This window comes from Atribacter sp. (assembly GCF_035418125.1).
GTDB classification, from domain to species: domain Bacteria; phylum Atribacterota; class Atribacteria; order Atribacterales; family Atribacteraceae; genus Atribacter; species Atribacter allofermentans.
The window spans coordinates 1-8,963 of sequence record NZ_DAOLQM010000067.1 but is presented as its reverse complement, the minus strand read 5'-3'; the positions used below and the strand labels follow the sequence as shown (position 1 = coordinate 8,963).

Annotated in this window: 8 protein-coding genes; 2 read left to right on the top strand and 6 right to left on the bottom strand. The window is 39.5% G+C overall.

Going from position 1 to position 8,963, the window contains the following annotated elements; translation table 11 throughout:
* The first annotated feature begins 566 nt into the window (after nucleotides 1-566).
* Nucleotides 567-2,117, top strand: coding sequence for a bifunctional phosphoribosylaminoimidazolecarboxamide formyltransferase/IMP cyclohydrolase (purH, locus tag PLK24_RS05135; protein ID WP_324476937.1), 1,551 nt, complete (start codon nucleotides 567-569; stop codon nucleotides 2,115-2,117).
* 122 nt (nucleotides 2,118-2,239) lie between these two features.
* Here purH and PLK24_RS05130 read toward each other — a convergent pair whose 3' ends face one another.
* Complete coding sequence (locus PLK24_RS05130; RefSeq protein ID WP_324476935.1) at nucleotides 2,240-3,814, bottom strand: FGGY-family carbohydrate kinase; 1,575 nt, start codon at nucleotides 3,812-3,814, stop codon at nucleotides 2,240-2,242.
* A gap of 281 nt (nucleotides 3,815-4,095) precedes the next feature.
* On the opposite strand from PLK24_RS05130, the gene PLK24_RS05125 reads away from it, so the two are divergent.
* Nucleotides 4,096-4,563, top strand: coding sequence for a Mut7-C RNAse domain-containing protein (locus PLK24_RS05125; RefSeq protein ID WP_324476933.1), 468 nt, complete (start codon nucleotides 4,096-4,098; stop codon nucleotides 4,561-4,563).
* An 82-nt stretch (nucleotides 4,564-4,645) separates the two neighbouring features.
* On the opposite strand, the gene PLK24_RS05120 is transcribed toward PLK24_RS05125, so the two are convergent.
* The 5 genes from PLK24_RS05120 to PLK24_RS05100 form a co-directional block, all read right to left on the bottom strand.
* On the bottom strand, nucleotides 4,646-5,839 hold the full coding sequence (locus tag PLK24_RS05120) for a phosphoglycerate kinase (protein WP_324476931.1): 1,194 nt from the start codon (nucleotides 5,837-5,839) through the stop codon (nucleotides 4,646-4,648).
* Between the two features lie 16 nt (nucleotides 5,840-5,855).
* On the bottom strand, nucleotides 5,856-6,290 hold the full coding sequence (locus tag PLK24_RS05115; RefSeq protein ID WP_324476929.1) for a CBS domain-containing protein: 435 nt from the start codon (nucleotides 6,288-6,290) through the stop codon (nucleotides 5,856-5,858).
* Nucleotides 6,291-6,323: 33 nt separating this feature from the next.
* Nucleotides 6,324-7,007: a rhomboid family intramembrane serine protease gene (locus PLK24_RS05110; protein WP_324476927.1), complete on the bottom strand. Its 684-nt coding sequence runs from the start codon at nucleotides 7,005-7,007 to the stop codon at nucleotides 6,324-6,326.
* A 71-nt stretch (nucleotides 7,008-7,078) separates the two neighbouring features.
* Entirely contained in the window at nucleotides 7,079-8,227 is a 1,149-nt protein-coding gene (hemW, locus tag PLK24_RS05105) for a radical SAM family heme chaperone HemW (RefSeq protein ID WP_324476925.1), read from the bottom strand.
* A partial coding sequence (locus tag PLK24_RS05100) for an elongation factor 4 family protein (RefSeq protein WP_502876038.1) occupies nucleotides 8,224-8,963 on the bottom strand: 740 nt, incomplete at its 5' end. The genes PLK24_RS05100 and hemW, both read right to left, overlap by 4 nt.

Sequence of the window (8,963 nt, the reverse complement as noted above, 5' to 3'; positions counted from 1 at the left end):
TCAAGATAACCCTGAACGTCCAGTTTTTCAAAGAAATTCATGGTTTTAATTTGAATTAAGGATTACCATGGAAAGTCATCATAAAAAAATACCTATCCAATTCTTCATGGCAAAAAGTCCCAACCTTCTTTAGTTGAACGACGTGGCAATCTCATTTAGCAATTCTTTCATTCTGAAGAATCCATGGTTTTTTACCTGACATTATAAGAATTCCATTCATTCCAATTCCACAATTCCATAATTTCTCAATCCTACAAATAATAAAAGATAACTCATGAGATTGCCACAACCTCAAAAAGCGAGGTCTCGCAATGACGACTAAAAGTTCCTTCTCTCTTGATGGGAGAAGGTGAGGATGAGGGTGAATACTTTTCCATTCACTAATGACAACTCACCTCTCACCGCATTTACAATATAAATGGAATTGAAAATTAAACTCCTTTTAAGAATAATTTCTCTTTTTAAATGAAAACATTATAATAACCAATAAACTGATTAAAATGGTGAATTGAAAAACCCAAATAAACGGTTTTTTCGATATACTTTCTAAAAATGGAGGTAACAACATGATACCGATTAAGACGGCGTTAGTAAGTGTTTCTGACAAGACCGGTTTGGCAGATTTAGCCACTTACTTTTCGAAACACAATATTTCCATGATTGCTACCGGTGGAACTGCAAAATTCATTCGTGAATTAGGTTATCCAGTCAAAGAGGTTTCGGAAGTAACTGGTTTCCCAGAAATCTTGGGGGGTCGGGTAAAAACTCTCCATCCTATTATCGAAGGCGGAATTTTAGCACGTCGCGATCTGGAGGGAGACATAATTGACCTCAATACCCACAATATTAACCCGATTGATTGTGTCGTTTGCAACCTATATCCTTTTGAAAAAATGATAGATTCAGGAGAAACTTCTTTGGAAAAGGTAGTTGAGGAAATCGATATTGGCGGAATTACCCTCCTCCGGGCTGCGGCAAAAAATTTCAAACATGTTGTTATTTTATCCTCTCCTTCGCAATATCCTTCATTGATAGAAGAATTGGAAAAAAACCATGGGCACTTCCCTTCCCACTTGTCTGGACAATATGCCATTCAAGCTTTCTTAAAAAGCTCGGAATATGACTCTCATATCGCCAATTACCTATCTCAACTAATGGATAATCAAACCGATGAATTTCCTTCCTGCTTATCGATTATAATGAAGAAAAGAAGCTCCCTTCGTTATGGAGAGAATCCTCATCAAAAAGCCGCATTGTATGAAGACCTTTCTCTTGATCGTCAAGGCTTCATGAATGCCTATCAGCAATTTGGCGGAAAAGAATTGTCGTTTAATAATCTCTATGATACCCAGGCAGCCTATTCTTTGGTTCGGGAATTCAACCAACCGACTACGGTTATTGTGAAACATAATAATCCCTGTGGAGTAGCAAACGATCCGATACTCGCTCAGTCGGCTGCGAAAGCCTTGGAGTGTGACCCAGCATCAGCTTTTGGTGGAATCATTGCCTTTAACCGAACCGTCGATCCCGAGACGGCAATGGTTTTTAAGACCTTATTTATCGAGGTGGTTATTGCTCCAGACTTTCATCCTGATGCACTAAAAATTTTTGAAGCAAAGAAAAACTTGAGAATTTTAAAAGCTCCTTTAAGCGTTCCAGCTGAATATGATATCAAAAAATTGGATGGCGGATATCTCATTCAGAATCCTGACCGGCTTAGCTATGATCCCAATCAATTAAAAACCGTAACCAACCTTTCCCCCAGCGATCAGGAACGAGAAAGCCTTTTGTTTGGATGGATAGTAGCCAAACATGTCAAGTCCAACGCTATCATTCTTACTAAAGGATTACAAACCGTAGGAATCGGTGCTGGCCAAATGAGTCGGATTGATTCTCTAAAAATTGCCTGCATAAAAGCGGAAGGAAAAGAAGTTGGATCGGTTTTGGCCTCTGATGCCTTTTTCCCCTTCCCAGACGTAGTCGAAGCTGCCGCCAAGCATGGGATAAAAGCGATTATTCAACCTGGTGGGTCAATTCACGATCAGGATTCAATCGATGCCTGTAATCGTTTAGGTATTGGTATGATCTTTACTGGAATTCGTCACTTCCGACATTAAAGTAGTGATGGGAAATAGAGGAATACCAATTATGTGTTCCCAATTAGGGATTTTTATCCTTAAGGAATGAGGTAAAACTACCTGGTGCTTTATTAAAAAAAGGTAAAATTCCGCCCGGAAATTTAATGAGACCGGGCGGAATTTTGATTGCGGTTGACACGAGTAGAAATTTCGTGCATCAAATCTTTCATCGAGAAATAACTCTTAATATATTTATCATAGTAAAACCGATAGATTTCATGGTTTTCCTTATTAGGGTAAATCTGTCCGGAGATTTGTACCATTTTCAAGGTCGCATCGGGAATGGTATTATAAAAACCAGCTCCAACTGCAGCGTAAATAGCCGTCCCCAAGGTACTGGCTTCTTCAACTGTGGTTAAATATATCGGGATATTGGTTACGTCGGCATGTATCTGTAACCAAAGTTTACTTCGGGCTCCGCCACCGCTGGCATACATTTCCTGAGCATCAAAACCGTCTTGGGCTAATACTTCAAGAATATGAAAGGTCCCATAAGCCGTCCCTTCATACATCGCTCGCAGCACATGTGCCTTGGTATGGCTAAGAGATAAACCCCATACCGCCCCGCGAGCTAAGGGGTCTTGATAAGGGCTACGATTCCCCTGGAAATTATCAAGAACTATCAATCCATCAGAACCAGGTGCTACCTGAGCAGCAATTTTATCCAATACGTCAAACAGGCTTTCTCCAATATCACTGGCCTCTTTACATTCTTGAGCAGCAAAATTATCACTAAACCATTTAATAATCGAACCAGTAGAACTCTGACCGCCTTCTAAAATCCACATATCGGGAAGAACCGCTCCCTGGTAAGGACCCCAAATCCCTTTACTGAATATTGGTGTTTCTGATAATGCCATATGACAGGTAGAGGAACCGATCACTATTGCTAAGCGTTGAGGATGGACGACATCTAACCCTACCATAGCTGCATAAGCATCAATACCGCCTTGTATAATAGGAATCCCTGGTATGAGACCAAGTTCATGGGCGGCTCGTTTGGTTAATTCACCCACTGGTTTTCCCACAGGAATTATCTCTCGAGGCCATTTTTGGAGAACTTCTTCAAAATTTAAATCTCTTAAAAGGGATATTGGCCATCCATCTTCGGTTGGACAATAGTTCCACTTACAAATGGCATTGTTCAGCGATGTCACCCAACGATCAGTGAGTTTAAAAACTACCCAGTTTTGACACTCAACGATAAAATCAGAATTAGCAAAGATATCCGGTAAGTTCTCCTTAAGCCAAAGAGCCTTGGGAATCATCCATTCCGGTGATTCATGGCCACCCGCATATCTTAAAATTGGATTTTCAGTGGCATTAATCCTCGCTGCCTGATCAAATGCTCTCACATCCATCCACATAATGGCTCGGTATTTAGGATTTCCAAAGCGATCTACGGGCAATACAGTACAAGAACTGGCACTCACGCTGATCGATGCAATATCCTCCGGTTGGACCTCTCCCTCATAGATACAACGTCGAACGGTGTCCTGGACTGCTTTCCACCAATCTATTGGATCTTGTTCTGCCCATCCCGGACGGGGATGGTATTCGGGATAAGAGTAAAAAGAGAGGGCAACAACATTTCCTCTCAAATCAAAAATTCCACTTCTCAAACCTTGTGTTCCGACATCAATGCCAAGAAAATAAGGCCCCTTGGTTTCTGCCATAATATGACCCTCCGGATATCCAATCTATAAAAAACCCGTGAATAAATACCTCGTCCTTATCCGTATTAAGGTTCTTGAATCCTTTTACCAATTATGACACAAATAGAATGAGATTGAACACTTTTTTGGATTTTTTATGATCCCTAGTCCATACCAATACTTTCCAATTCTTGATATTATTATACATAATAATAAAATCAATTTTTCTTTTTTTTATTGGAATTTAAAGAAAGTTAAATCCCAATGACTTAATGGTAAGTCGCAAAATCTGGTAGGAATAAATGAATAATATCAAATTTATTGTTGATTGTATGTTAGGAAAGTTAGCCCGCTGGTTAAGGATTCTTGGCTTTGATACCCAATATGTTCGTTATCTCACTGATGCACAATTACTGGCTCAAGCCCGATATCAAAACCGGATTTTATTAACCAAAGACACCCTGCTGTATAAAAAAGCTAAAAACCTTGGGTATTTTGTCCACTCAGAAACCATCGAAGAACAAGTAAAGGAAATACTGCATCACTTCCAACTGCACCCTCATCTGGCTTTAACTCGTTGTCCATATTGCAACCTACCATTAGAAATCCCTACTCCAACGGTTCAAATTCCTTGGACACCTCTCTATGTTCTTCGCAGTTTTTCTAATATTAAAATATGCCCTCGGTGTAGCCAAACTTTTTGGCCTGGAACTCATTGGAAGAATATAATAAAAAAATTAGAGCCCCTCGATCTTTCTTTCGATGAATAAATAAGCCCCCCAAATATCTTTTTGTAAATTTAGGGGGCTTATTAAATAAAATTCTATTAATTTTTAAAACCTTATCCTAAAATTACTTGCTCTGAAGAACCTCAACACCGGGTAATTTTCTCCCTTCGACAAATTCTAATGAGGCACCACCACCGGTAGAAATGTGGGTGATGGCATTAGCCACGCCAGCCTGGTTAATAGCTGCAATAGTATCTCCACCTCCAACCACGCTCACTGCCCCACTTTGAGCTACCTTTTTTGCTATTTCTACTGTTCCGGTAGAAAATGATTTGACTTCAAAAAGGCCAACTGGTCCATTCCAAAAAATGGTTTTTGCTTTCATAATTGCTTGCCCAAATTTCTCAATAGTTTTAGGACCAATGTCAAAACCACCCATATTCGCTGGTATTTGATTCCACGCAACTACCTGAGTAGGAACTCCCTCTTTTCCCTCTGCTGCAACAATAAAATCATCGGGCAATATAAAATTGACCTTTTTTTCTTTTGCCATATCCATAATCTTTTTGGCTTCTTCAATCATACTCTCTTCTAGAAGCGAAGTACCAACTTCATATCCCAGAGCCTTAATGAAAGTATAAGACATACCGCCACCAATAAGGAGAACATCAACCTTCTCAATCAATTTCTGTATCACACCGATTTTGCTCGATACCTTTGCTCCACCTAAAATCGCCAAGAAAGGCCGAACTGGGTGATTCAACTTTTCACCAAGGGATTCTAATTCTTTTTCCATGAGGAACCCTGCATAAGCAGGCAAAAAAGCAGCAACGCCAGCCGTTGATGCGTGGGCTCGGTGGGCGGTGCCAAAGGCATCGTTGACATAAATATCAGCTAAGCTTGCTAATGAGCGTGCAAATTCATGATCGTTCGCCTCTTCCTGGGGATAGAATCGAACATTTTCCAGTAGAAGAACCTCACCATCCTTCAGTTTATTAGCCATTTGAGCAACTGATTCACCAATACAATCGTCAGCTTTTTGCACTTTATAACCAAGAAGCTGTTCCAGTTTTAAAGCAACCGGATTCATTTTCAGTTCATCCTTCGGTCCACCCTTCGGTCTTCCCAAATGTGAAACCAATATAACCCGAGCTCCTTGTTCCAACAAAAAACGAATAGTTGGCAAGCTCATGACGATTCGCGTATCATCAGTCACTTCACGCTTCTCATTCAAAGGAACATTAAAATCAACCCGTACTAATACTTTCTTGCCTTTCAACTGGTCTTTAGGAATATCTCGAATGGTTTTTTTGTCCAATTTCTACAACCTCCTCTTATTTATTTTCAAGCATAACTTGGAGTAATTTCGTCTTACTAAGCATTCCAACCACTTTACCCATTCGTACCACCGGGACTGATTCAAAGTCTGATTGGAGGAAAAAATGAATTGCGTCTTCTTCAGTTTGGTTTACTTCAAGAGATTCACTTTTTTCAGATAAAAATTCAGAAACCTCTTTATCAAAAAGTTCCCTCATTTTTTTCCTGAATTCGTAAAAAGATAAGGCGGCACTTCCTAATTCTTTTTTAACTTCGCTCTCAATATAATTAAAAAAATCGCTTCCAGAAAAGTAACCAACTAAGTTTTGTTCCAGATCTACCACCGGAACTCCGGAAAGTTTTCTGCGATTTAAAAACTGAATTGTATCCCCAACGGTATCAAAGTCATTGACAGTTGGAGCTTCTGGAATCATTAGTTCTTCAATAAACAAGTGCGTTCCTCCTCTGGCATTTCTTAACAAACTTTACCAATAATGAGTTCGATAATATCGGTTCGAGACTATTTTACACCATAACACACCTAATAAAAAACCTCCTATGTGAGCAAACCAAGCAACTCCTCCTCTTGAACTCATGCCCAATGAGGTCAAGCCAGAAACCACCTGGAGAAGAATCCAAATTCCTAAGACCAAAACTGCTTTCACCCGCACAAAAGTAACAAAAAAACCAAAAATGAGCATGACAATAACTCTCGCTCCCGGAAAGAGGATGAGATACCCGCCCATTACACCAGCAATAGCACCACTGGCACCGATTGTTGGTATAGTTGACGAAGGAAACAGAAGAGCATGAACCAACCCGGCAAATATACCACTAATAAGATAAAAAATGAGATAATGAAAATGTCCTAAAAAATCCTCCACATTATTACCAAAAATCCACAAATAAAGCATATTTGAACCAAGGTGGAGGATGTTTCCATGCAAAAATATCGAACTAATCAAGGTTAACCAGGGCGAAATGAAAGAGGTGTTTAATTCACCTTTCCCCCACAGAGTAGCTGGTACCAAACCTCCGTATCGGAAAAACGGTTCCAGACCTTGCCCTTGTAAGATTTCAAAAAGAAATATAATAATATTAATGGCTATCAAAATAACCGTGATGAATGGAAATTTCCTGGTTGGTAACTCATCTCGAATGGGAATCATACTATAAAAATATCATATCCGTAAGGACTTTGCACCGGTTTTTTAAATATTAGCTGCCTTTTTGTGTTCCCTTAATCTAAAATCTCAAGGAATAATTGGTTGGCAATTAAAGTCCCCCGGGAAGTAAGAATCCACCTCCCTTCCCTCTCATGAATAAAATGACTCTGAGCAAAATCTTCTAACTGAATGAGCTTCTCTTGAACTAAAGACTCCGGATACGTTTTGAATAGTTTTTCCGTTTCAACTCCCTCGCTGGTTCGTAAAGCGAGAATCATCTCTTCCGCTAATTTTTGTTTAAGGTTTAGAATGTCTTTGGTTACCACTGGAGATTGACAATTTTTGATTCTTTTTTGATAATGACTCAACGTCGAGGCATTTCTCATCCTGATTCCTCCTAAATAAGAACTGGACGATACCCCCAAACCCAAATATTCTTGATTTCGCCAATAGGTAAGATTGTGAAGGCATTCATACCCAGGTTTGGCAAAATTTGATATTTCATATCTTCTATATCCATACTTTCGTAATATTTGCTGTGTCCACCGGTAAATCGATGCTTCCCAGTCCTGGCCAGGAAACAAGGCGAGGTGTTTTTTTAAAAAAATTCTCAGCGGTACCTGATGGCTCAGGGTGAGATTGTAGAGAGAAAAATGAGGCGGTTGATACATTAATAGATGTTCCATTTCTTTTTTCCAATCAGAAAAGGTTTGAAAAGGAAGACCATACATCAAATCGAAACTCCAGTTCAAAAACAAACCGGTATTGATTAAATCTGTCAAAAGGTTATGAACTTCTTTTTCCCGATTAGCTCGTCCTAAAAAAGACAAAAAGCGGTTCTGAAAACTTTGAATACCTATACTGAGACGGTTAACTCCTAAATGAGCAAACTCGCGAATTTTTTCTGAATTCAACGTTCCAGGATTCGCTTCTACGGTTATTTCGATCGATTCTGAAAACCGAAAGTTTTGACGAAGGAGGAGTAAAAAATCATTTAAAATTTCCGGTGAAACCAGAGATGGGGTCCCCCCACCAAAATAAATACTTTTTAAAACGACATTTTGTAACTTATCGTTCTCGGTACGTATTTGCAGCTCTTGAGTAAGAACCTTAAAATAATCAGAAATAGATTCGGGCCGAAGATAGGGATAGGAAACAAAATCACAATAACGGCACTTTTGAATACAAAAGGGAACATGAATATATAAAGCAATTTCTCTCATTGCTCTTCAGTTTGTAAAACGGCTAAAAATGCTTCCTGAGGAAGACTTATTTTCCCTACCGCCTTCATTCTCTTTTTTCCTTCTTTTTGCTTTTCTAAAAGTTTCCTTTTCCGAGTAATGTCTCCACCATAACACTTTGCCAAAACATCTTTTCTTAAAGCTGCCACATCTTCTCGAGCGATGACCTTTCCCCCAATAGCGGCTTGAACTGAAACGGTAAACATTTGTCGAGGTATGAGTTTCCTCAGACGTGTTACTAATTCTCGTGCCCGGCGAGTCGCATTATCTTGATGACTAATAAAGGATAATCCATCTACCTTTTCTTTGCTCACCAAAATATCCACTTTAACCAGATTAGATGGAGCGTAGCCAAAAAATTCATAGTCCATACTCGCATACCCACGACTCACCGATTTAAGCCGATTGTAGAAATCAAAAAGAATTTCAGCCATAGGCAGGTGATAACGAATAATCACCGTGTTTGGATCAAGGTAAGTCATATCTTGTAAAGTACCTCTTTTAGATTGGCAGAGATCCATAACACCACCAATGGCAGTCGATGGAGTAATGATTTTCATATCGACAATTGGTTCTTCAGCTTCTTCAATATCTCCAGCTGACGGAAAATCCCGTGGAGATTTGACTTCAATGAAATCCCCATTTTTTGTCAAGATATGATAAACAACGTGAGGAGCGGTCGCTACCACGTCAATACCAAACTCCCGCTCAATGCGTT

What these genes read in the sequence shown, in the direction of transcription:
- purH (WP_324476937.1), top strand. Translation starts at nt 567, where the DNA reads ATGATACCGATTAAGACGGCGTTAGTAAGTGTTTCTGACAAGACCGGT.
- PLK24_RS05130 (WP_324476935.1), bottom strand. Translation starts at nt 3,814, where the DNA reads ATGGCAGAAACCAAGGGGCCTTATTTTCTTGGCATTGATGTCGGAACA.
- PLK24_RS05125 (WP_324476933.1), top strand. Translation starts at nt 4,096, where the DNA reads ATGAATAATATCAAATTTATTGTTGATTGTATGTTAGGAAAGTTAGCC.
- PLK24_RS05110 (WP_324476927.1), bottom strand. Translation starts at nt 7,007, where the DNA reads ATGATTCCCATTCGAGATGAGTTACCAACCAGGAAATTTCCATTCATC.
- hemW (WP_324476925.1), bottom strand. Translation starts at nt 8,227, where the DNA reads ATGAGAGAAATTGCTTTATATATTCATGTTCCCTTTTGTATTCAAAAG.